Source organism: Kaistella soli (assembly GCF_019038595.1).
Classification (GTDB): domain Bacteria; phylum Bacteroidota; class Bacteroidia; order Flavobacteriales; family Weeksellaceae; genus Kaistella; species Kaistella soli.
Genome location: NZ_JAHOPF010000001.1, coordinates 125,579 through 148,445, shown reverse-complemented (window position 1 = coordinate 148,445; position 22,867 = coordinate 125,579). Strand labels below are relative to the sequence as shown.

Genomic DNA, 22,867 nt, shown 5'->3' with positions numbered 1-22,867 from the left:
AAATTTGTTTCTTTTCCAACAGATCAGATTTTCCTGAAGCATGATGGAAACGGTTAAGAATGGGTTACTCGAACTTTTCGAGCCCAAAAATTTTTGCAAAGATAGCTTTTTTTGCCGTTTTTTAACTGCTAATGGTGTAACTTTCAGAGACTTTTCTGTACTCATGCAGTATAGACTTCGATATAAAATCAATAATAAATCCATAAAAACTTCAATATCATGACAGTTATTTTAATTATTCTTGCCGCAACCGTTCTGTTTTTTCTTTACGGAATTTCCATCTACAACCGCCTTGTAAAACTGAGAACCATGGTGCAGGAAGCATGGAGCAGCATCGATGTCATGCTGAAAAAACGCCACGATCTAATCCCTAATCTGGTAGAAACCGTAAAAGGTTATGCCACTCACGAAAGAGAAACCTTCGACAGTGTGACCCGCGCGCGAGCCGCAGCGATGAGCGCAAATACCATACAGGAAAAGGAAGCCGCAGAAAAAAACCTGAATCAGGCCATGATGAATTTAAATGCAGTTGCAGAACAGTATCCGGATCTGAAAGCGAATACCAATTTCCTTCAGCTGCAGGGTGAACTTTCTGCTCTGGAAGGCGATATCGAAAAATCCAGGAGGTATTATAACGGGACCGTCCGGGAAAACAATATTCTGGTGGATACTTTCCCAAGCAATATCATCGCGAACATATTCAGCTTTGCAAAATCTGCTTTCTTTGAACTCGAGAATGCTGCAGAACGCGCTGTGCCGTCTGTTAAGTTTTAAATATGAAACGTTTTTTCTTTATTTTCCTGTTCGTTTTCAGTTTCGGGTCTGCTCAGGATCTGAATGCTGACTCTATACGTGAGCAAAATTACGAGCATATTCTGAAATTCGATGCAGACATCAGCATCATCAAAGATGCCAATGTAACAGTAACAGAAAAGATCAGAATTTTTGCAGAAGGCATTAAGATCCGCAGAGGAATTTTCCGCTCGCTTCCTTTATGGCGGAACGTCAACGGCAGGAAAACCAGAATTAAATACGACATTATTTCCGTTCAGAGAGACGGCGCCAAAGAAGACTATCACACTGAAAAAACAGATTCTGATTTCGTCATTTATTTTGGAAACAAAAACCACATGCTCGCGAGCGGTGTTTACGAATACGAACTGACTTACAAAACTTCAGATCAGATCGGTTTCTTTGATACTTATGATGAATTTTACTGGAACGTGAACGGAACTTTGTGGGATTTTCCTGTAGATGAAATCCATGCTAAGGTCACTTTACCTGAAAATGCCGAAATCATACAGAAATCGTGTTACACCGGAAGTTACGGCAGCAATACTTCGAACTGTACAGGCAGAGAACTTTCATCAAATTCAATTGTATGGTCCGCGGAGAAACTTCAGCAGAACGAAGGTCTCACCATTGCCGTCGGCTTTAAAAAAGGGATTTTCACGCCGCCGCCTCCGCCGGGATTTTTAGAAAAATACGGAACGACAGCACTGATGATTCTCGCCGCCTTAGGTTTGCTGGGCTACTTCTTCATCAACTGGAGAAAATTCGGGATCGATCCGCAGAAACCGGTTATCTATCCTCAGTTCTCGGCTCCGCAGAATCTTTCCCCTGCTTCTTTGGGCTATCTGGAAAAAGAATACTATTCCGGTCAAATGATCACAGCAGCGATCGTGGATCTGGCAGTCAAAGGTTTTATTAAAATCATTGAAGAAGATAAAAGAATTTTAGGAATTTTCGGCGGTAAAGAATATACGCTTGAAAAACTTAAAAATCCCGATCAAACCTTACCATTAGAGGAAATCAATTTAATGAACAAGCTGTTTCCCGGAGAAGATCTAACCATTTCTTTTGACGGAAATTACAGCTCCAAAATAGGAAGTGCCGTGACGGATTTCAAAGCCAACCTGAGTTATCAGCATGACAGATTTTTGAAAAAGGGAAACAATTCGGGTAAACTTATTTTACCCCTTATCACTGTCATTGGCCTTTATGTAACCGGTCTTTTTCTGAGTTACAGAATAACCTACAGCGATAATCACTTGGGGGCAGGAATTTTTATCGGCATAGTTATATTTGTGCTGACCGTTCTCTTTTCCCTACTTTTTGAAAGATATAACGCCGTGAAAATTCTTTTCGGAATCATTTCGGGCGGACTTATTTTAATATTTGCTGCAGCAGTTTCTGCCGATAGTGACAGGATTTTAAATCTCGGATTTTATGCGAGCTATGGCTTTCTGATTTTCAGCTTCATCGGTTTTGTTCTTTTTCAGTACCTCATCAAACAGCCGACACCTGAGAAACTTGAAACCAAGTCACTCATCAGCGGCTTCAAAATGTATCTCGGAACCGCCGAAGAAAAAACCCTTCAGTTTCACAATCCTCCGAAAATGACTCCTGAAGTTTTTGAAAAAATGCTTCCGTATGCGATGGTTTTGGGGGTTGATAAAATTTGGGGTGAAAAATTCCAGAGCATGCTTAAAAATTCTGCCATGGAAAACCAACAGTATGTTTCCAGTTGGTATGTCGGTAACTCGATGATGCACATGAATTTTGCCAACAGCCTCAACGCTTCACTGTCCCAGTCGATTGCGAGTTCTTCCACTCAGCCTTCAAGTTCGGGGAGCGGAAGCGGCGGCGGCGGATTTTCCGGCGGCGGCGGTGGCGGTGGCGGAGGCGGCGGCTGGTAACCAAAAGAACGATCCTTCATCTTAGCCCCGATTGTAGCGGCATCCTTTTTATTTTTTACTGAAAAATAAAAAGATACAGTGGAAAGCGGGACCGGTTTCAAACAGAAATAATCTCCTTCAAGCTCCTAAAAAAAGCCATTTCAAATGCTGAAATGGCTTTTATATTTTTTAATGTTAAGATTCTTTTCCCATTAAATTCTTTCGATATCTGCACCCAAAGCTCTGAGTCTTCCGTCGATATTTTCGTATCCGCGGTCGATCTGCTCGATATTATGGATGGTTGAATTTCCCTCTGCAGAAAGTGCGGCAATCAGCAGCGCGTTTCCGGCTCTGATATCCGGGGAAATCATGGTTGTTCCGCGCAACGGAGATTCGTGATTTAAACCGACAACGGTAGCTCTGTGCGGATCACACAGGATGATCTGCGCGCCCATATCAATCAATTTATCGACGAAGAATAATCTCGACTCAAACATTTTCTGATGAACGAGAACCGTACCTTTTGCCTGCGTAGCCACCACCAGAATGATGGAAAGCAAATCCGGAGTGAAGCCCGGCCAAGGTGCGTCGGAAACCGTTAAAATGGAACCGTCAATAAATTTCTGTATTTTATAATTTTCCTGTGCGGGAATGTAAATATCGTCGCCGCGCTGTTCCAAATCGATACCCAGCTTTCTGAAAGTATTGGGAATCACGCCAAGCTCGTTCCAGTTGACGTTTTTGATAGTAATTTCAGATTTTGTCATGGCCGCAAGACCAATCCATGAACCGATTTCCACCATATCAGGAAGCATGGTGTGCTCCGTTCCACGAAGATGACTTACTCCTTCGATGGTCAATAAATTGGAACCGATCCCGGAAATATTGGCGCCCATTCTGCTGAGCATTTTGCAGAGCTGCTGAAGATAAGGCTCGCAGGCAGCATTGTAAATTCTTGTTTTACCTTTGGCCAAAACCGCTGCCATGATGATATTTGCAGTACCTGTAACGGAAGCTTCTTCAAGAAGAATAAACTTGCCGCGGAGTTCTTTGGCCTTTAAGGAATAAAGATATTCTTTTTCGTCATAATGAAACTCGGCACCCAATTCCACGAATCCCTGGAAGTGCGTATCCAGGCGTCTTCTTCCAATTTTATCACCGCCCGGCGTCGGCATGTACGCTTCCCCGAATCTGGCCAGCATCGGCCCTAAAAGCATAATGGAACCGCGAAGTTTGGATCCGTCCTTTTTAAATTCGCTGGATTTGATATAATCGAAGTTTACCGCATCTGATTTGAAAGTAAAATCGCCGTGTCCGTTTTTTTTAATTTTTACCCCGAAGTCGCCCAGTATTTCAATAAGCCTGTTCACATCATGGATATCGGGAATATTCTTCACTCTTACCTCTTCATCAGTCAGCAAAACCGCACATAAGATCTGCAGCGCCTCATTTTTTGCCCCCTGCGGAGTAATTTCCCCGTGTAACCTTTTCCCTCCTTTTATCTTAAATGATCCGCTCATGCTTATTTCCGGTTTTTATTGTGTTGAAAATTTCTTCTTTTGTTTTGGTTATTTTGGTTGGTACTGCTTTTTCCGCCGGTTTTATTATTCCTGTTGGTTGCGTAATAAATTTTGCTTTTCTCCAGAGAATCAATTCCGGTCAGATCGAGTCTGTTTTCGGAAAGATCCTTTAAATGACGGAAAATCACTTCATCCTGCACATGTTCTTTGTTATACACATTGTAGGATTTTTTCATATTGTTGGCAATCACCTGGATGAGTGCGTCTTTTTCGTCGCCGGCTTCCAGCTCAATAGCTTTATCGATCAGCTGAAGGATGCTTTTCCCATAAAATTTGAAATCTCCCTGAAGTTTGGGATACTCCATTCTTTTGGGTTTTTCCTGAAGTTCTTCTATCGTTGGAAAAGGATACGGCGCATCTACATCCAAATCATAGTTGGAAAGGATGAAAAGATGGTCCCAAAGTTTGTGCTTATAGTTTTCTTCATCACGAAGCTGGGGATTTCTCTGGCCCATGAAATCTACAATTGCCACCGCCATTTCGCTCCGTTCTTCCTTAGTGGAAAGTTCTTTGCAGCGCTCAACAAGATTCTGTATGATTCTGCCGTATTCGGGCATATGCAGTTGTGTCCTTTTGGTATTATATTCCATAGGTGCAAATATAAGAATTAGTTTGCTGTATAAAGTTGGCGGAACAGATTTATTTTGGGCGTTCGCGTTCTCCGCCCCTGCCCCTGCACGAAGCGTTCTCCGTGTAATTTCTTATGGAGATTGTTTTTCAGGTAAACATTCTATTCCACGCTTTCGACAAACTTTTTCCTTTCGGATTCAGTTGGAACCAGACATTGCTGAGAAGCCAGTTTCAGCCGGTTTTCCGATATGATATTATAGACCGAATCTGAAATAAAACCGGGGAAAAAATTCAAATTGCCAAGGAGCGCGTATTTTCCTCCCAAAATTCTAGCGATCTTCAAAACAGCCTGAGATTTCGTCAAATAAAAGGAGTTGGGTCTCCAAAGAAAAAGGGTGCTGAACTGTTTATTTTCCAAACCTCTGTCATTCAAAAATTTTTGCCCGAATTCCGACTGAAGCGAAGAAAAAAGAAACTGATCTTTACGGTCGTTTTTAAGAATCCAGCGGATCCAGTAACTGCAGAAGCCGCATTCGCCGTCATAAAAAACATAATATTTGGAGGAATCAATCATTAACGCTTATTTTTTTTCTTCAGCGGGTAAATTATTGGCAGTGCGGATGTCGCTTTCAACCCGTTTGAAATACTGGATAAGTTCCTGCTGCTGAGGCGCGGTTAATTTTGCTTCAGAATGGATCAACACATAAGAATCCAGAGGCATCTCTCCTTTTTCAATCATTTCCACCGTTTCCGCCAGTTTATGAGCCTGACGTTTAGGTTCGTAGGTCGCAAAAGTGGAGAAGTTGAGTTTTTTCCTGCCTTCATCTATATGGCTTTTGAGGAACCAGGCGAAAGGCTGAACATTGGTATACCACGGATATTTGGTTTCGTTGCTGTGACAGTCGTAGCAGCTGTTACGGATTAATGCAGCGGTAGTTTCCGGTGTTTTTTTGATCGTAAGAAAGTCCATCTGCGGAGTGGGGGCAGGATTGTTCTTATCAATCGGAAAAAACTGAATCAGTATAAAAGCCACCAAAAGAATAACGAGAACTTTTTTCATAGTTTATAAATTTAACAACGTGAATTTACAGTTTTATTTTAAATATCATGGCAAATAATGAATTCTACCTTATAAAAACACGTGATACACAAGTTAATTTATGCAAGCAATTATTAATTTTCGCGTCTCCGTCCTGACTGACGTTTTATATTAAAAACTTTCTCTTCGATAGATACTATAAATCGGAAGCGCTTTTTCAATTGATAAAAACATTGTACTTTTGCAGCATAACTTTTAAAAACAATTAATATGTCATTAGTAGGAAAAAAATTCCCGAATATCGCAATCGACGCTATGAGCGAAATGGGCGATGATTTAAAAATCAACATTTTTGAAGAAACAACCAAAAACCAACAGAAAGTGTTGTTATTCTGGTACCCGAAAGATTTTACTTTTGTATGTCCGACAGAACTTCATGCTTTTCAGGAAGCTTTAGGTGAATTCGAAAAAAGAAACACGAAAGTAATCGGGGCATCCTGCGATACCAACGAAGTGCATTTTGCATGGTTGAACACTCCAAAAGAAAATGGCGGAATTGAAGGCGTTACTTACCCCATCCTTGCCGATACCCACAGACAGCTTGCGAATATTTTAGGAATTGTAGATCAGGATTTCGAATTTGATGAAGAAGGAAATGAATTCTACACCGGCTCTAACGTAACTTACAGAGCGACTTATCTGATTGATGAAACGGGGAAAATCTTCCACGAAGCAGTAAACGATATGCCTTTGGGAAGAAACGTTAAAGAATTTTTAAGACTGATTGATGCTTACACCCACGTACAGAAACACGGCGAAGTATGCCCTGCAAACTGGGAAGAAGGAAAAGAGGCCATGCAGGCCAACAGAACTTCAACGGCAGAATATCTGGCCAATCAGAGCAAATAACAATAGAAATGTAATGCTGTAAATCATATTGCATTACGTTAATACCTCATCATTAAAATTAAATAAAATGTACACAGAATTAACAGAAGATGCTTTGCAGCAGATTGTTGCGGACAATGAAAAAGTAGTTGTACAGTACGGTGCAACATGGTGTGGAAACTGCAGAATCATGAAGCCGAAGTTTAAAAAACTGGCGGCAGAAAATGAAGAAATTCCTTTCTATTATGTGGATGCAGAGAAACTTCCTGAAAGCCGAAAACTGGCAAAAGTAGACAACCTACCTACCTTTGCGGTTTTTAAAAACGGTGAACTTTTAAACCAGGTTCAGACCAATCAGGCAGAAAGTCTTATTAATCTTTTTAACGAATTAAAATAATGAAATTACCTATCATCAGACAGTTTTATCAGACCCAGACTCCGGAAAACCTGGAGACGGCACTGGAGGTTCTGGAAGCTTTTTCAGAATTCAGAGGAACCACCGAAGAGGATCTGAACGTTGCGGGGGAATTGATTACGAATATTTGCGGAGCTCTGGAAGTACACAGCAATGTGAAAAACGGAATGAGCGAAAGAGACGCGCTGAACGGTTTTGCCCAGAAAGTTTTGGGATCGATCGATAAATAAACCAGAAACATATACAAAAGAAAGGCGGGAAAAATTTTCCCGCCTTTCTTTTATTGTTAATCGTCGTTATCGTGACGTTTCCCTTCTTTATTCTTGTACTTTTTGTCTTTTTTATCACCGTATTTCGAATACTTTCTGTCATCGTCATTTCTCCAGTTACCGTCTCTGTTATCGTTCCAGTTACCGTTTCTTTTTTTCATCTGTCCGGGTGCATAGTCTTTGGCTTTTCCGCCATATATTTTTTTAGCCTGTCCCGGAGGAAGCCTTTTGGCATCGCTGTTAGGATAATACACATTCCCGTTTCCGTTTCTTGCAATAACGCCCGGCTGGCCGTAAACGTCACCACTCTTGATCACCCGGCCGTTTCGGTACACATTACCGTTTCTGTCCCGGTATACTTCACCTTCTCTGTAAACTGTACCTTCTGGCGTTCTGAATACCGTACCGCTGTTTGAAGGATAGTTTCCGTTTCTGGTGATAACACCAGGCTGGCCGTATACGTCACCGGTCTGTATCACGCGGCCGTTCTGGTATACGTTACCGTTTCTGTCCCGGTAAATTTCGCCTTGTCTGTACACTGTACCGTCAGATGTTCTGTATACCGTACCGTTGTTGGTAGGATAGTTTCCCGGGTAACTGTTGGGATTACTATTCCCGTATACATCATTTGCTGCACCGCACGAAGCCAGTGTAAAGGCTAAACCTGCTGCTGCAGCTATTTTAAATAAATTCTTCATTTTTAAATTTTTTAAAGATTTACTTACAGGTTTCAATCTTAATGCCAAACTTGAAAATGAAGTATAAAATTACAGCCTTTAAACCAGGAAACCCCATTCCGAAGCGTCTTTCGGCTTTGTCATTAAACTCCCGTGACCTTGCTGCGTCTTTCCAGAAGTACGATATCGCGCCACCGTCCATTCATCTCTCCTATTTTCTCCCGGATGCCCACTTTTCTGAAGCCGAACTTCTCATGAATAATGATGCTTGGCTGGTTTTCCGGAAATATCCCTGCCTGAAGCATCCAGAATCCGTGTTCTTCGCTGGACAGAATTAATCTTTGAAGCAGCATCGAACCCAACCCCTTTCCCTGAATTTCATCAGCAAGATAAATGCTCACTTCCGCCACGCCTTTAAAGCAATCGCGGCTGCTGACCGGTTGCAGCGCCGCCCATCCCACCACATGTTCATCCTCATCTTCCAGAACAAGCCTGCAGATTTTGAAAAACTTATTGTCCCACGCGTCCCAGCTCGGTGCAGCGGAATCGAAGGTGGCGTTACCTCCTGCGATCCCCTGTTCAAAAATCTCAATTACTTTTGCGCCGTCACCGGGCAGCATATCACGGATTTCGTAGTTCATTATTTTAATGGTATTTCTTTTTAATTCTTCGTTTGATTCTTGAATAATGGATCTGTTTATCGGTCTCATTTTCCGAAATCACGCTGATGTTGCCGTCCACCTCCATCACTGAAAGTTTCACCTCTTCCACTGTTTCCACCCCATGCTCGCGGATGGACTCTTCCAGTTCATCTACGGTAATTTCTGCCTTGACTAAATTTTCTCTCAGCAATTTTCCGTCCCGGATCAGAATGACCGGATCTGACTCCAGAAAGCTTTTCACTTTCGGATTGTTGAACATCAGTTTCTTCAGTAAAAAATTAGCAAGAAAAAGCACCGATGCTGCAATGAGACCGCCTTCAAGTGATGTATTTTCCCCTACCATTGCATTCTGCACGGCATTGGATATAAGCAGCAGCAACACAACGTCACCTGCATTAAGCTGCGACAGCTGGTTTTTCCCGAAAATACGGATCCCGGCCACCATGAAAAGGTAAACACAGAGCGAGCGCAGCACAATATTCAGAAGGTCTTCCACGGATAAATTTTATTAAAGATAAATAAAAACCCGGTTTCCCATGCTATTCAAAGATTCTGCCAAAACATTTTTCTGGGTTACCGTCTGATTCCGAATAAAAAACCTGCCGGAATTTTAAATTCTGACAGGGTGATGTATTAAAAGAAAAAAGTGAAAATTACGCTTCCAGTTCTCTTTTTAAGTATTTTGCGGTTAATGATTTTCTTGATTTGGCAACCTCTTCCGGCGTTCCTTTCGCGATGATCTCACCGCCTTTGTTACCGCCTTCCATTCCGACATCAATGATGTGATCCGCCAGTTTGATGACATCCAGATTATGTTCAATGATGATGAATGAATTTCCAAGGTCTACCAGTTTGCTGATAGCATCCATCAGTACTTTTACATCCTCAAAATGCAGCCCTGTTGTAGGTTCATCCAGAATATACAGCGTATTTCCTGTCTGTCTTTTGGCCAGTTCGGTGGCGAGCTTAATCCGCTGTGCTTCCCCGCCCGAAAGTGTAGTAGACTGCTGTCCCAGCGTGATATATCCCAACCCGACATCCTGTAAGGTTTTCACCTTTGCAAAGATTTTCGGGATCGGCTGGAAAAACTCCGTTGCTTCATCGATGGTCATTTCCAGCACATCGGAAATTGATTTTCCTTTGTACCGTACTTCCAGAGTTTCGCGGTTAAAGCGTTTTCCGTTGCAGGTTTCACAGTGGACATACACATCCGGCAGAAAATTCATTTCAATCACCTTCAGACCGCCGCCCTGACAGGTTTCGCATCTTCCGCCCTTGACATTGAACGAAAATCTTCCTGCTTTGTATGCCCGTATTTTCGATTCCGGAAGTTCTGCGAACAGATTTCTGATATCGGTAAACATTCCGGTATATGTTGCCGGATTGGAACGCGGCGTCCTTCCAATCGGCGCCTGATCCACATCCACGATTTTGTCGATATGCTCAATACCTTCAATCTTTTTGTAAGGCAGAGGCTCCTGAACGCTGCGGTAGAAATGTCTGTTGAGAATCGGGTATAATGTTCCGTTGATGAGTGAAGATTTTCCGCTGCCTGAAATCCCGGTCACCACGACCAGTTTCCCGAGCGGCACCTCAAGATTTACATTCTTAAGGTTATTTCCGGACGCGCCTTTCAGTACAATCGATTTTCCGTTTCCGGGTCTTCTGGTTTCGGGGATCTCAATCTTCCGTTTCCCGGTCATATAATCGGCGGTAACGGTGTCGGCCTTCAATAAGTCCTTAGGTTTGCCCTGCCAGAGGATTTCACCACCAAATTTTCCTGCTCTCGGACCGATATCCAGCACCTCATCAGCTTCCAGAATCATGTCTTTGTCGTGTTCCACCACGAGAACAGAATTTCCGATATCGCGGAGATGTTTCAGTGAATTAATCAATCTTTCGTTGTCCCTCTGGTGGAGTCCGATGGACGGCTCATCCAGAATATACAGTACATTCACGAGCTGAGATCCGATCTGTGTTGCGAGACGGATCCGCTGCGATTCACCGCCGGAAAGGGTACGTGAACTGCGGCTCAGACTCAGATATTCCAGCCCTACATCGAGCAGAAACTGAAGCCTTGTTTTGATTTCTTTGAGAATTTCATGGGCGATAATCTGATGTTTTTCGCTGAAAGTATCTTCCACGTCATTCAGCCAGTCCATAAGGTCGGATAAAGAAAGCGCGTTGATCTGCGCAATGTTTTTACCGTCAATCTTGAAACTCAGACTGGATGGCTGAAGCCGTGTTCCTTTACATTCGGGGCAAACTTCTTCAGTTGTGAAATGTCTTTCGAGCAAAACCGCATCGTAGCTGTCCTTGTCATCGATCATCTCATTGATCAGCGGAACCAGACCGTCGAAACTCACCTTTATTTTCTTTGTAATTCCTGCGTACTTCAGATCTTTATTGAATTCTTTATGGCAGCCGTGGTAGATATAATCCAGTGCCTCGGCAGGAATATCTTTGAACGGCGTCGCCAGACCAAGTCCGAAGATTTCAAGAATATTTTTAAGCTGTCCAAGTATCCATTTATTGGATTTAATATCGTTCAGAGGAACCAAAGCGCCCTGATTGATGGAAAGTTTGGGGTTCTCGACAAAATAATCGGTGTTGACTTCTTTGATGGTGCCGAGCCCTTTACAGTGAGGGCAGCTTCCTTTCGGGGAATTGAAGGAAAAGGTATTCGGTTCCGGCAAAGCCATCGAATATCCGCTTTCCGCATCCATGAGGTTTTTGGAGAAATATTCAATCTCCTCGGTTCCGAGTTTCTGAATGCCGATGGTTCCCTCTCCCATCTGCATGGCCGTTTTCAGCGATTTCTCCATCCGGTTTTCTGAGGCGTTTTCCCCGATGATCCAGCGGTCGATGACGATATCGATATCGTGGGTTTTGTAACGGTCGAGTTTTAAGTCTGCCTCAATATCCTGCAGTTCACCGTCAATCCTTGCCTGGCCGTAGCCTTTCTTTGACATCTGGATGAAAAGTTCGTGGTAATGTCCTTTTCTGGATCTCACCACCGGTGCCATCAGCATTACTTTTTCGCCCTTATAGTTTTCCCGGATGACGTCGATGATCTGTTCTTCGGTATAACTCACGAGTTTTTTGCCGGAGTTTAAAGAGTAGGCATCGGAAACCCTTGCAAAAAGCAGCCTCAGGTAATCATAGAGTTCGGTAACCGTTCCTACAGTGGAACGCGGGTTTTTATTGGTGGTTTTCTGTTCAATGGCGATTACCGGGGAAAGTCCGTCGATCTTGTCAACATCAGGTCTTTCCAGGCCGCCGAGGAACTGTCTTGCGTAAGCTGAAAAGGTTTCGATATACCGTCTCTGCCCTTCAGCAAAAATGGTATCGAAAGCGAGTGAAGATTTTCCGCTGCCTGATAAACCGGTAATCACCACGAGTTCGTTTCGGGGGATTTTCACGGAAATATTCTTCAGGTTGTGTTCCCTGGCACCGTAAACTTCAATATATTCTTTAAGATCTTTCATTTTTATGCTCCCGGAATGTGAATTTTCGGGATTGGCAAAATTACGGAATTTTAGCGGCATAAGAAACTGAGAGGGAAACTTTAACGGAAAGGTAAGGCATATTTTAAATCCTGTTTTTAAAGTAAAAGGAAAAGGAGATCAGGACGGTGTTTCACGTGTTTAACCACAGATGGCACAGCGGTTCAAACGGAGGACACAGGGAATGTGAGAATGTTTCAATATTTTCTTTTTTTTAAACTTAACAAAAGTTGAAAATAAGAAGGTATCAAGAACGGAGATTATTTAACCACAAAGGGTACGGCGGTTTAGCGGAGCAGGCAATGAGGAATTTTATAGTGGCTGTCTTTAACCACGGAGGAAACAGGGAATGAAAAAAGCATGAGTACTTTTCCCATTTTTCATTTTCCCGCCTTTTCAGCATTTCTTATCATACATCAATTTCTTCCAGGATAAAGGAGCTTACTTTTGCACAGAAATTTTAACAAAATAATATTTAAAAATGAAAAAGCTATCAATCCTGGCACTTTCCGCAATCCTAGTTGCGGTATCATGTAAAGAATCTAAAACAGACAGCGCATCTACTGCAACAGAGCAGACGGTTGCTGAAAATACCGGCGAAACGTTCACCGTAAATGCTGACAGCAGTGCTGTGAAATGGACCGGTTACCACAAAGGCGGACTTAATCCAAGATTCGGAACCATGAAAACGACAGGAACACTTTCTGTAGAAAACGGAAACCTGACTGCAGGAAGCCTAACTTCTGATATCAGTTCACTCGTAACTGACCCTGCTTCTGTAGATCCTAAATTAAGCGAAGGAAAAACTTCAGCTGATCTTGACGGTCACCTGAAAAGCGCAGATTTCTTCGATGCTGAAAAATACCCAAGCGTAAAATTCGAAATCACCAAAGTATCTGATCTTGCTGCCGGAACTGAAAGCAAAACAGAAGGTGCGAACAAAACAGTAAGCGGAAACCTTACGATCAAAGACAAAACCGTAAACGTTACTTTCCCGGCGAAAGTGGAAATTACTGACGGTAAAGCAAGTCTGCAGTCTAAATTCACCATCAACAGACAGGATTGGGGATTGGCTTACGGTACTGAAGGAGACCCTAAAGACTGGATGATCTCTCAGGAAGTAGACCTTGAACTACACATTGTTGCAGGTAAATAATCCTTGCTGAGATATACGATTAAAGCCGCAGTTTTCTGCGGCTTTTTTTGTGAGGGTGTGAGTACAAGCAACTTATATCGCTGGTTTATCGGTGAAGATCCCCAAACCTTTTCGCTGGGAATAAAGAAATCTCCTCCTCACTTCCAGAACTGATCCTGATAATTCTCAGTTTCAGGGGTGTGGATTTCTGCGAGTTGCAGGCCGATGTCGGTCATCTGCTCTTCGGAAAGGTGTGCTTCCAGATGGGGAAATACGACGCGTTCTTCAAAACGGATGTGGCTGTGAAGCGCTTTGGCAAAATCTTCCAGAAGCCTTCCGTCTTCCGACTGGTTAATGGAACTGACCAGTTTCCGGAGTTCTGCATGTTCCTGCTCCATCAGAAACTGAAGACCGGTATGTTCGGTTTCGGGCAGAACGATGTCCTCTATTTCAAAATGGGCGGAGAGGCTGTGGTGCCAGAAATAATTGATGTATTTCCGGATCCTGGAGTACTCAACATTTTTTTTCAGTCCTTCGCGGATTTTCCAGCAGTAGAGCAGCCCGAAATGGTGGTCTCTGGAAAGCGGCACTAAATTTCCGTTTCTTTTCATGGTATTTAATTAAAAAAAGAACTGCCATCTGCGATGACAGTTCTTCAGGTTTATTATTATCTTTTTCCTTTGAGCGACCAGCCGGTTTTCAGGCCGATGATGAAGATCACGAGCAGCAGTTCACCCACCGCGAGCATGATATCACCGGGTACGCGCAGCCATCTCAGGGTGTGCATCATATCGGTCTGCATAAATTCCGCGGAACGGGCATACCAGTATCCTTCCTTGATGGACGCCACCGACTGCATGATGCCGATCGGCAGAAGACTGATGGTAACCATTACCAGCAATCCGATATTGGTCAGCCAGAAAGCCCAGCCGATTAATTTATCATTCCATTCCCGGTCCGGATACAGACCTCTCAGCATAAACATCATCAGTCCGATTCCAAGAATTCCGTACACTCCGAAAAGTGCGGCGTGACCGTGGACGGCTGTCGTATTCAGTCCCTGGATGTAATATAATGCGATGGGCGGATTAATGGCGAATCCGAAGATTCCCGCGCCCAGAAAGTTCCAGAAACACATCGCGATGAAACAGTAGATGGGCCATTTGTAGGCCTGTATCCATTTGGTGGATTTACTGATCTGGTAGTTCTGATAAGCCTCAAATCCGATCAGTACGAGCGGCACGATCTCCAGTGCGCTGAATGTTGCTCCAAGCGCTAAAACCGCGGTTGGGGTCGCACTGAAATACAGGTGATGGAAAGTTCCCAAAATACCTCCTGCCAAGAAAATAATTGTCGAAAAAAGTACGGCATGAGTCGCAGCTTTCAGTCTCAGCAGTCCCAGTCTGGTAAACAGGAATGCAGCAACCACGGTAGCAAACACTTCAAAGAATCCTTCAACCCAAAGGTGAACCACCCACCAGCGCCAGTATTCGGCAATCGCCATGTGGGTCTGTCTTCCGTACATCAGTCCGGCTCCATAGAACATCGCAATCGCTACTGCGGAAAGGGTGAAGAGCAGGAGTAAATGTCTGTCCCCGTCTTTTCTTTTGAGGGCAGGAAGCAATGCTCTTACCATCAGCACCAGCCAGAGAATCAGACCGACGAGCAACAGGATCTGCCATATGCGTCCGAGTTCCACATACTCGTAACCCGAATGTCCCCAGAGGAAATTATCCACATAGCCGAGTTTCTGCATGACGCCGAGCCACTGCCCTGTTAGAGAGCCGAAAACCACGATGAGCAGCGCGGCAAACAGTACATTAACGCCCAAGACCTGATATTTCGGTTCGTATCCTGACACGGCAGGCGCAATATAAAGTCCGGTAGCCAGCCATGAAGTCGCGATCCAGAAAATAGCGAGCTGAACATGCCAGCTCCGGGAAACGGACTGAGGCAGGAATTCATCCAGCGGAAATCCATAGAATGCGCTTCCTTCCACCCCGTAATGTGCCGTAATGACTCCGGCCAGCATCTGCACCAGAATGAGCAGGGCTACGATCCAGATGTATTTCAGGGTCGCCCTCATGGATGCGGTAGGTTTCATGTTTCTCAACGGATCTTCCAGAGGCAGGGATTCACTGATTTCCTCTTCCTTATTTCTTGCGTGATAGAATACCAGCAATCCTACACAGCCTAAAAGCATCAGTACGCTGAGACCGGACCACAGGTGAAGCGACGGAGGGGCTACGTTGCCGATCATCTCATCATGCGGCCAGTTGTTGGTGTAGGTCACCTCATCACCGGGGCGGTTGGTAATACATACCCATGCAGCCCAGGAAAAGAAAGCATTCATTTTCGCCATTCTTTCAGGGTCTTTTACGGTATTTTTCGGGATGGCGTACTGATCGCGCAGTTTTGCCATTTCCGGATCGTTCATGAAGATTTTGGAATAGTACTGCGCCAGTTCGGCCTGCACTTCCGCTCTTTCGGGGGAAACGGTGATGGTATTGGTAGCTTCATCCAGCGTATTTTTCCGGATTTCTTTTCGCAGCAGCACCTGATATTTTGCCTGTTCGTCATCCGGCAAGTCTTTATAGATTTTACCGTCTTTTTTTGCAATTCTGTCCAATAGGAGCAAAGATTCGCGGTGCAGGTAATCGGCACTCCAGTCGGGTGCGATGTAGGCACCGTGTCCCCAGATGCTTCCTACCGTCTGGCCTCCGATGGACTGCCAGACATTCTGGCCGTCTTTGATCTCCTGACCGGTGGTCACTACTTTTCCTCCCGTGGTGATGACCTTATCAGGAACGGGCGGGATTTTTCTGTAAATTTCCACGCCATAGAAAATTAAAACGGCGAAGGAACCAATGATGACCGCGGCAAGCCAGGTCCATAATTTTTTAGTTGTCATATATAGTTTGTTAAGATTTTTAAGGAGTCGGGTGAGCTTTTATTCTATTTTATTTATAAAACACTTTTTGGTGTTTTATTATTGTAAATTTTTTTTATTCTTTTAGAAAGGTCAGTTTTAAATCGAGGTTTTCAACGAACATCTGGATTTTTGAACTTTCAAGCATTTCTTTAATATGATGTCTCACGTGCACGAAACGGTCGTGAATGGGACATGGGTGGTCTTCGGAACATTCATGAAGTCCGAAACCGCACCCGGAGAAAAGCTTATCCCCGTCGATCTCCCGGACAATATCCGCAACAGACTGGCTCAGGTTGGCCGCATTCATATAGAAACCGCCGTTCGGTCCTTTTGCAGACTGCACGAACCCTTTTCTGCTGAGATCCTGAAGAATCTTCGCAATAAAATATTCGGAGGATCCGATCCCGGAAGAAATTTCTCTGATCCCTACCCTGCCGCCGTCTTTCGACTGCTGCGCGATATAGATGAGGGCACGGATGGCGTATTCGCAGGTTTTAGAAAACATTGTTATTATTTACCCTGCAAATATAATAAGCGCTGAGAATAAAACACTCATATGTCTTTTATTATTATCCTGATATTTGTCACGCCTTCCACTTCTCAGTCCTCATTAACCCAGCCGGAAGAAATAAAACGGAGCCAATGTCCGCTATGCGCTTAATTTTCATCAAAGAGCGTGAAATGTATTTTCAAATTATTATTTTTACCGGATTATTGGGAAAACAGCAATTTTCTTTTTCCCTGATCTGATTAACAGTAAAGAATATTTATACGGTAACCATTTATGAAACAGCGCCTTGGATTTTTAGTTTTTCTTTTTTTTTCCTTATCCCTTTACAGTCAGCAGAATTTAAGCGCTGATGAGCTGTTCCAAAAAGCAAGGACCGCCGCTTTCGAACAGAAAGACTATCCTACCTCCATCGCTCTTGCGCAGCAGGCGCTGCAACAGTCTCCTGATTATACTGATATTTCGGTCTTTTTAGGACGGCTGTATACGTGGAGCGGAAATACGGAGGCAGCGAGAAAAGCATTTTCCTCTCTTTTGGAGAAAAAGGTGCAGGATGAAGATTTCTTTCTGGCTTATGCTTCCCTGGAATACTGGAATGACCAAAATTCAAAAGCAGTTGAAATCCTCGATCAGGGGCTGGCTTATCATCCGCAATCGGAACAGCTTCTCCTGCTGAAAGCCAAAGCCGAGACTGCAGACCGTAACTATGAAGCAGCGGATCAGACGGTTGCAAAACTGCTGGCACAGAATCCGAAAAACACAGAAGCAAGGGAACTCGCCGTAAAAATCAATGATCTGAATGCGAAGAATGCCATAGGTCTCAGCTACAGTTATTCCCATTTCGATAAGCAGTTTACCGACGACTGGCATATGGCTGGAATCAGTTATAAAAGAGTGACGCCGGTAGGATCTGTTATTCTTAAGGGAAATTATGCCAATAAATTTGCGGAAAGCGGCACTCAGTTTGAAATCGAAGCCTATCCGAAACTTTCCAAAATGTTTTATCTCTATGTCGGTGCAGGCTATTCGAATGACGTCGGCATTTTCCCGAAATACAGAACAGGTGCTTCCCTCAACGCCAACCTTCCGAAAAGTTTTGAAGCGGAAATCGGTTACAGGCAGCTGTATTTTACCGACAATATCTGGTTATATACCGCATCTGTAGGGAAATATTATAAAAACTTCTGGTTCAATATCCGCACCTATATCACGCCGGATCATCAGAATATTTCGCATTCCTATACCGGAACGGTAAGATACTACCCGAAAGGAGGCCAGGATTATTTTGCTTTTCAGGCCGGAACAGGGATCAGCCCTGAAGAGAACCGGAGCAATCTGCTGGAAAACGAAACCTTTAAACTCAAAACCTTTAAGCTGGGCGCTGAATACAATTTTTCGGTACAGAAGACCAATCTGTTTTCAGTATCCGCGATGTATTTCAATCAGGAATTCCGCCCGAATGTTAAAGGAAACCAGTTTGATCTCTCCCTGGGATACACGAAAAAGTTCTAGAATTTCGCTGAAGTTTTTTTCATAAAATTAACCATGACCGAATCCGGCATGAGCTGATTGGTGGAATAAAATCTGGCGTTGCGGCTTTTGAAATCGTCGAAATATCTTTTCACTCTGGTGTTGGCAGCGGGATCGCTGACCTCATCCTCTTCCATATTGTTCAGAAGCAGCAGCTGCTGGTCTTCCAGATGATAAAAACCGTACTCGAAATCGATCAGCTGATTTTTACTTTTCATGATCGGGATTCCGCTGGAGGTCAGATCTGAATCTGATTTCAGTCCTTTTCCGACCCAAGCCACGGTTTTCGGCGTGCTCAGCTGATAGTTGTTTCGGTAATAGGCCAGAATTGAAGGCGCGACATCAAAATGACTCACGATCTTTTTAAAATGTTTTGCTTCTTTCAGCAGCGGCGAGTAAATCAGCAGCGGTACATGGTAACGGTCGATCTTGGACTGCAGGGTAATTTCGGGCATACTGTGGTCACCGGTAATAACAAAAACGGTATTTCCGAAATCCGGACGTTTGCGGTAATCATCGAAAAACCGCTTTAACGCGTCGTCGGCATTCAGTACAGAAACGAGCTGCTTTTTATGCTGGCCTGCCCATTTCTTCTGCTCAAGTGAAAGCTGACCCGACTGCATTCTCTGCGCATATAATTTTTCGTAGTAATCATTATTATTGATTAAAAACGGACTGTGAGTCGACAGCGTCAGAATGATACTGAAATAAGGTTTCGTTTCGGGTTTCTGCACCTGAAGCATTTTGGAAAATACGGCCTGGTCCTCATATCCCCAGCTTTCTCCGTTATTGGCCGGCAGTTTTTTAAAGGGAGCTTTAAAAGAAGCTTCATCCACAATATGATCCACCTGAGCATAATTCAGGAACTCTTTGGTTCTGTCAAATGCCGCGTTTCCACCATAGAAAAAAGAGGTTTCAAATCCGTTCTTTTTCAGAATATTAAACAGATTGAAATGTCCGGGTGTTTTTTCAATTTCCATAAATCCGTTCTTTCCGAAAGGCAGGGAGCCGGTCATCGTAGGAAGTACAGAGAAGGTTCTTCCCGAAGAACTCAGGTTATTTTCCCAGTAGAGACTTTTTCCTGCCAGGGAATCGAGGAAAGGCGTGAAGTTTCCGATGTATCCTTTAGGAGAACTGTAGGCATGGCCCATTCCTTCCAGCACCACGAACACGAGGTTCGGAACTTTATCGGAAGTATTCATATAAGGTCCTAAAAAGTCTGGGGTATTTTCTTTTCTCCAGAAAGGAAAATTGGGATCCAGCATTTCGGCGTTCACGGCAAAACTGTCTGTCCCGCCCAGTAAACCTGCAATTTCAGGATACTCATTCACGACATTATCTACGTTTGAATTAAAGAAGTAAGCCCATTTGCTTTTGGCAGCATTGCGGTCGAATTCATTCACATTGTTCAGGGCAAACGCATCTGTGGGAATAAAAAAAGCCAGCAGCCCAAGGCCCATGAACACCGCGCCTGCGTATACCGTTTTGAAAGCAGATCTGGAAGCGAGCCAAAAAGGGATGACCGCCATGGCAATCAGAATTAAGGCTAAGGCAATATTCCCGGTGCTCAGCATTCCGCTGGCCTGCAGGATCTGATTCATTTCAGCTTTATTATAATACAGAAGGTCAGCGCCCAAAAGATTTTTTGATTCAGAGAAATAAATGAACAGAAGATACTGACTGATCACCACAGCGGAACCGGCAATAATGACCAGTGCTTTTGCCCAGTTTTCTTTAACAAAATTCACCAACAGGTAAATGATTCCCAGTCCGAAAATGAGTCTGAAAACAAACAGGAGATTCTCAACGAAAAGATTCCTGGCGATAAGCGCATCATTTTGGTCGGAAAAATGATAGCGGTACCAAGCCCACTCCGCAGAAACGCCGAGCAGGAAAAGAAATAAAAACACAGCCGCGAAAACGCCCCAGTTTCTGAGGCCTACTTTTAAAATGGCTGCCAGCCTTTCCTTCAGCGGCAGGTCTTTGGCGGTCTGATTGAAGCCCTGTCGGGTCATTTCTCCCCAGGCATGGGATTTTTTAAAATAGTCGATAAATCCGCTGACCCCGGCGCGGACGACGAGAGGGTGGAAATAAAAAGGTTCCAAAATCGCTGTGGTGATCAGGGTGGTGAAATCTTTTCTCTTGTTATACACCTGATGACTCACCAGATCGACCAAAATCGCATAGATGGAAAATAGAAATCCTGTCGAAATCACCAGTGCAAAGAGGACCAGAAAGAAAGGCCAGCTGATGATTCCCAATAAAAGAAAGACAATAAAAACGATATATCCGAAGAACTCCACCAGCGGGCCGAGGAATTCAAAAAAGAACCAGTACGGCAGACTCACCATTCCGAGTTTGCCATATTTGGGGTTGAACATGAGTTTGCGGTGTTTCCAGAGGGTTTCCATGGTGCCGCGCATCCATCTGTTGCGCTGCTTTTTAAGGATTTCTTTGGTTTCGGGAGCTTCGGTCCAGCATAAAGGATCGGGAATCGTCACCACTTCATAGGGTTCGTTTTTCTCTTCCATATACTTGCGCATTCTCACAACGAGTTCCATGTCCTCGCCGACGGTCTTGCGGTCGTAACCGCCGCATGCCAGCACAATTTTCCGGTCGAATACGCCGAAAGCTCCGGAGATCAGAATCAGTCCCGAAGCGCGCGACCATGCCATCCGACCGAGCACAAAAGCACGGATATATTCCAGCGCCTGAGTTCTTCCCAAAAGGCTTTTGGGAATATTCACGTCCACGATTTTACCGTTTTCGATCTTACAGTTGTTCGCGAGCCTGATGACCCCGCCACAGGCAATTACTTTTTTATCGGTCTGCTCCAGGAAAGGTTTGGCCAGTTTCAAAATCGCATCCTGTTCCAGAATACAGTCCACATCAATACAGACGAGATATTCGCCGGAAGAAATATTCACGCCGACATTCAGGGCATCTGCCTTACCGCCGTTTTCTTTGTCGACCACGATGAGTTTTCTGAACGCCGGATTTTTACTTTTATAGATTCCCCGGATGGCGTTGGTCTCAATGTCTCCCTGAACGAAGAACGCAGCTGATTCCAGTTCGTAAGCTTCGATGAGCTTCTGCATGGAATCGTCCTTGCTGCCGTCATTCACAATGATAATTTCCAGATTGTGATAATAAAGGGAAAGCAGTGACCTTACATTTTCCACCACCGTCATTCCTTCATTATAAGCGGGCGCAATGAGACTGAAAGCAGGTGCATTCGGATTTGCGGCAATAATGCTGTAATCGGTAAAGGTATTCTGCTTTTTATAATGGATGACCGCGCCGAGGGCATAAATCCCAATCCATCCGTAGATGACGACTACGGCGGCACCGTAAATCAAAAACAGCCAGATGATGAGTTCGTAGATAAGGTGTGCAAAGGTTAACATATTTTTTCCTGAAGGGCGTGTTTGATAATTTGAATTAATTCTTCTGAGGACTCAGAATCGCGGGAAATCCGGTTTAAATATTCCTGATGACCGAGGGTGAACAGCGCTTCGGCTGCCTGAATCCTGATGCCGGCGGCGGAATGTTCCAGAAGCTGCTGCTTCAGAAAACCCACAGAACGCTGGTCGCGGGAAATTTCCATCACGCGGAGAATTTCGAGCTGTACTTCTAGGGGCTGCTCAGGGAAAGAGCCGGCGAGAGCGTGCATTGTCTGATCATTCTCCAGCGACAGCAAAGTCTGCACTGCACGGATCCTTACCTCAGAAGAAGGATGACTGAGTAAATGCCATACAGAAGGGTAAAATGACAGCATCTGGAATTTTCTCAGCAGACTGAGGGTGAAAATAATTACCGTGTTGTTGGGACTCCGGAGCCAGCCGTTTACTTCCTGCTCACAGTTTTCAGGGATGGCTGTCACCGAAATCAGCAGCCTGAGCTGCTGCCAGTCGGAAATTTTATGGGTTTCTGTATCGAGAAAACGCAGGCCTTCAAATCCTTTGAAAGCCACCATTGCATATTGGGCTTCCTGATACACCGCGGGAGAAGGATGGGAAAGCAGCGCTGTTATTTTGGGAACCGCGGCTTCCACTTTCATCGACGTGAGTTCCTGAATTCCTCCTGCAATGAGATAGGCTTTTTTTTGGCTGAGCTTGCTGAATGCTTCCTTTTCCAGATTATACGCACGGAAAAGATCCTTGATTTCTTCGTGGGCGGTGCCTGAGAATTTTTTCTCTGAGCCTACGAGCTTTTCGAGAAAGAGATCCCGGAATGAGGGATTGTCTGAAACTTCCGTAAATTCACCGTCGGCGGCGCTTTCCTCTTTTCCGAAGACGATAACTTGTGATACCTTTTTATCGATAATGCGCGACCAGTTAGAAATATGCAGCAGTTCTCTGTACTGGCTGAAGCTGTAAAAGAGCACTGCAATGATTAACAGCAGCACCACGACCAGCATGCCGAGAAAAGTAAGAAAGAGTTCGTGAATGGTAATATTCAGCAGCACCATATCATTA

General features: G+C 44.2%; 20 protein-coding genes. 7 read left to right on the top strand and 13 right to left on the bottom strand.

Going from position 1 to position 22,867, the window contains the following annotated elements:
- Window positions 1-219: 219 nt before the first annotated feature.
- Complete coding sequence (locus KSK37_RS00695; protein WP_217198849.1) at window positions 220-774, top strand: LemA family protein; 555 nt, start codon at window positions 220-222, stop codon at window positions 772-774.
- A gap of 2 nt (window positions 775-776) precedes the next feature.
- Window positions 777-2,699, top strand: coding sequence for a DUF2207 domain-containing protein (locus KSK37_RS00690; RefSeq protein WP_217198847.1), 1,923 nt, complete (start codon window positions 777-779; stop codon window positions 2,697-2,699).
- Between the two features lie 191 nt (window positions 2,700-2,890).
- On the opposite strand, the gene murA is transcribed toward KSK37_RS00690, so the two are convergent.
- The 4 genes from murA to KSK37_RS00670 form a co-directional block, all read right to left on the bottom strand.
- Window positions 2,891-4,198 carry a UDP-N-acetylglucosamine 1-carboxyvinyltransferase gene (gene murA, locus KSK37_RS00685; protein ID WP_088358423.1) on the bottom strand — a complete coding sequence of 436 codons (1,308 nt, stop codon included), beginning with the start codon at window positions 4,196-4,198 and terminating at the stop codon, window positions 2,891-2,893.
- A 2-nt stretch (window positions 4,199-4,200) separates the two neighbouring features.
- The gene (locus tag KSK37_RS00680; RefSeq protein ID WP_217198845.1) at window positions 4,201-4,848 is read right to left on the bottom strand and encodes a DUF4290 domain-containing protein; all 648 of its coding nucleotides are present in this window, start codon (window positions 4,846-4,848) and stop codon (window positions 4,201-4,203) included.
- Between the two features lie 140 nt (window positions 4,849-4,988).
- The gene (locus KSK37_RS00675; protein WP_217198843.1) at window positions 4,989-5,402 is read right to left on the bottom strand and encodes a thiol-disulfide oxidoreductase DCC family protein; all 414 of its coding nucleotides are present in this window, start codon (window positions 5,400-5,402) and stop codon (window positions 4,989-4,991) included.
- A 6-nt stretch (window positions 5,403-5,408) separates the two neighbouring features.
- Complete coding sequence (locus tag KSK37_RS00670; protein ID WP_217198841.1) at window positions 5,409-5,888, bottom strand: heme-binding domain-containing protein; 480 nt, start codon at window positions 5,886-5,888, stop codon at window positions 5,409-5,411.
- A 249-nt stretch (window positions 5,889-6,137) separates the two neighbouring features.
- On the opposite strand from KSK37_RS00670, the gene KSK37_RS00665 reads away from it, so the two are divergent.
- From KSK37_RS00665 to KSK37_RS00655, 3 genes are all read left to right on the top strand, one after another.
- The gene (locus KSK37_RS00665; RefSeq protein WP_217198839.1) at window positions 6,138-6,776 is read left to right on the top strand and encodes a peroxiredoxin; all 639 of its coding nucleotides are present in this window, start codon (window positions 6,138-6,140) and stop codon (window positions 6,774-6,776) included.
- Between the two features lie 67 nt (window positions 6,777-6,843).
- The gene (locus KSK37_RS00660; RefSeq protein WP_088358428.1) at window positions 6,844-7,152 is read left to right on the top strand and encodes a thioredoxin family protein; all 309 of its coding nucleotides are present in this window, start codon (window positions 6,844-6,846) and stop codon (window positions 7,150-7,152) included.
- A complete protein-coding gene (locus KSK37_RS00655) occupies window positions 7,152-7,400 on the top strand; it encodes a DUF6952 family protein (protein WP_088358429.1) in 249 nt (82 codons plus the stop codon). Before KSK37_RS00660 ends, KSK37_RS00655 begins: the two co-directional genes overlap by 1 nt.
- Window positions 7,401-7,456: 56 nt before the next feature.
- Here KSK37_RS00655 and KSK37_RS13995 read toward each other — a convergent pair whose 3' ends face one another.
- The 4 genes from KSK37_RS13995 to uvrA all read right to left on the bottom strand — a co-directional run bounded on the left by KSK37_RS13995 (window position 7,457) and on the right by uvrA (window position 12,266).
- Window positions 7,457-8,137 (bottom strand): lipoprotein, encoded by a 681-nt coding sequence (locus tag KSK37_RS13995; protein WP_246566127.1) that lies wholly within the window; start codon window positions 8,135-8,137, stop codon window positions 7,457-7,459.
- Window positions 8,138-8,259: 122 nt separating this feature from the next.
- Window positions 8,260-8,757, bottom strand: a complete 498-nt coding sequence (locus tag KSK37_RS00645) for a GNAT family N-acetyltransferase (protein WP_217198838.1) — start codon at window positions 8,755-8,757, stop codon at window positions 8,260-8,262.
- A gap of 4 nt (window positions 8,758-8,761) precedes the next feature.
- Window positions 8,762-9,274: a DUF421 domain-containing protein gene (locus tag KSK37_RS00640; protein WP_217198837.1), complete on the bottom strand. Its 513-nt coding sequence runs from the start codon at window positions 9,272-9,274 to the stop codon at window positions 8,762-8,764.
- Between the two features lie 157 nt (window positions 9,275-9,431).
- Complete coding sequence (uvrA, locus tag KSK37_RS00635) at window positions 9,432-12,266, bottom strand: excinuclease ABC subunit UvrA (RefSeq protein ID WP_217198836.1); 2,835 nt, start codon at window positions 12,264-12,266, stop codon at window positions 9,432-9,434.
- A 499-nt stretch (window positions 12,267-12,765) separates the two neighbouring features.
- Here uvrA and KSK37_RS00630 point away from each other — a divergent pair, with 499 nt between their 5' ends.
- A complete protein-coding gene (locus tag KSK37_RS00630) occupies window positions 12,766-13,440 on the top strand; it encodes a YceI family protein (protein ID WP_088358433.1) in 675 nt (224 codons plus the stop codon).
- A 137-nt stretch (window positions 13,441-13,577) separates the two neighbouring features.
- Here KSK37_RS00630 and KSK37_RS00625 read toward each other — a convergent pair whose 3' ends face one another.
- The 3 genes from KSK37_RS00625 to KSK37_RS00615 form a co-directional block, all read right to left on the bottom strand.
- Window positions 13,578-14,030 carry a hemerythrin domain-containing protein gene (locus tag KSK37_RS00625; protein ID WP_217198835.1) on the bottom strand — a complete coding sequence of 151 codons (453 nt, stop codon included), beginning with the start codon at window positions 14,028-14,030 and terminating at the stop codon, window positions 13,578-13,580.
- 56 nt (window positions 14,031-14,086) lie between these two features.
- Window positions 14,087-16,330, bottom strand: coding sequence for a nitric-oxide reductase large subunit (locus tag KSK37_RS00620; RefSeq protein ID WP_217198834.1), 2,244 nt, complete (start codon window positions 16,328-16,330; stop codon window positions 14,087-14,089).
- Between the two features lie 94 nt (window positions 16,331-16,424).
- Window positions 16,425-16,856, bottom strand: a complete 432-nt coding sequence (locus tag KSK37_RS00615) for an RrF2 family transcriptional regulator (RefSeq protein ID WP_217198832.1) — start codon at window positions 16,854-16,856, stop codon at window positions 16,425-16,427.
- Between the two features lie 279 nt (window positions 16,857-17,135).
- Here KSK37_RS00615 and KSK37_RS00610 point away from each other — a divergent pair, with 279 nt between their 5' ends.
- On the top strand, window positions 17,136-18,371 hold the full coding sequence (locus KSK37_RS00610; protein WP_088358437.1) for a YaiO family outer membrane beta-barrel protein: 1,236 nt from the start codon (window positions 17,136-17,138) through the stop codon (window positions 18,369-18,371).
- Here KSK37_RS00610 and KSK37_RS00605 read toward each other — a convergent pair.
- Together KSK37_RS00605 and KSK37_RS00600 are read right to left on the bottom strand one after the other, a co-directional pair.
- Window positions 18,368-21,796 carry a sulfatase-like hydrolase/transferase gene (locus KSK37_RS00605; protein ID WP_088358438.1) on the bottom strand — a complete coding sequence of 1,143 codons (3,429 nt, stop codon included), beginning with the start codon at window positions 21,794-21,796 and terminating at the stop codon, window positions 18,368-18,370. The genes KSK37_RS00610 and KSK37_RS00605 overlap by 4 nt on opposite strands.
- Window positions 21,790-22,860, bottom strand: coding sequence for a HEAT repeat domain-containing protein (locus KSK37_RS00600; protein ID WP_217198830.1), 1,071 nt, complete (start codon window positions 22,858-22,860; stop codon window positions 21,790-21,792). Before KSK37_RS00600 ends, KSK37_RS00605 begins: the two co-directional genes overlap by 7 nt.
- Window positions 22,861-22,867 lie beyond the last annotated feature (7 nt).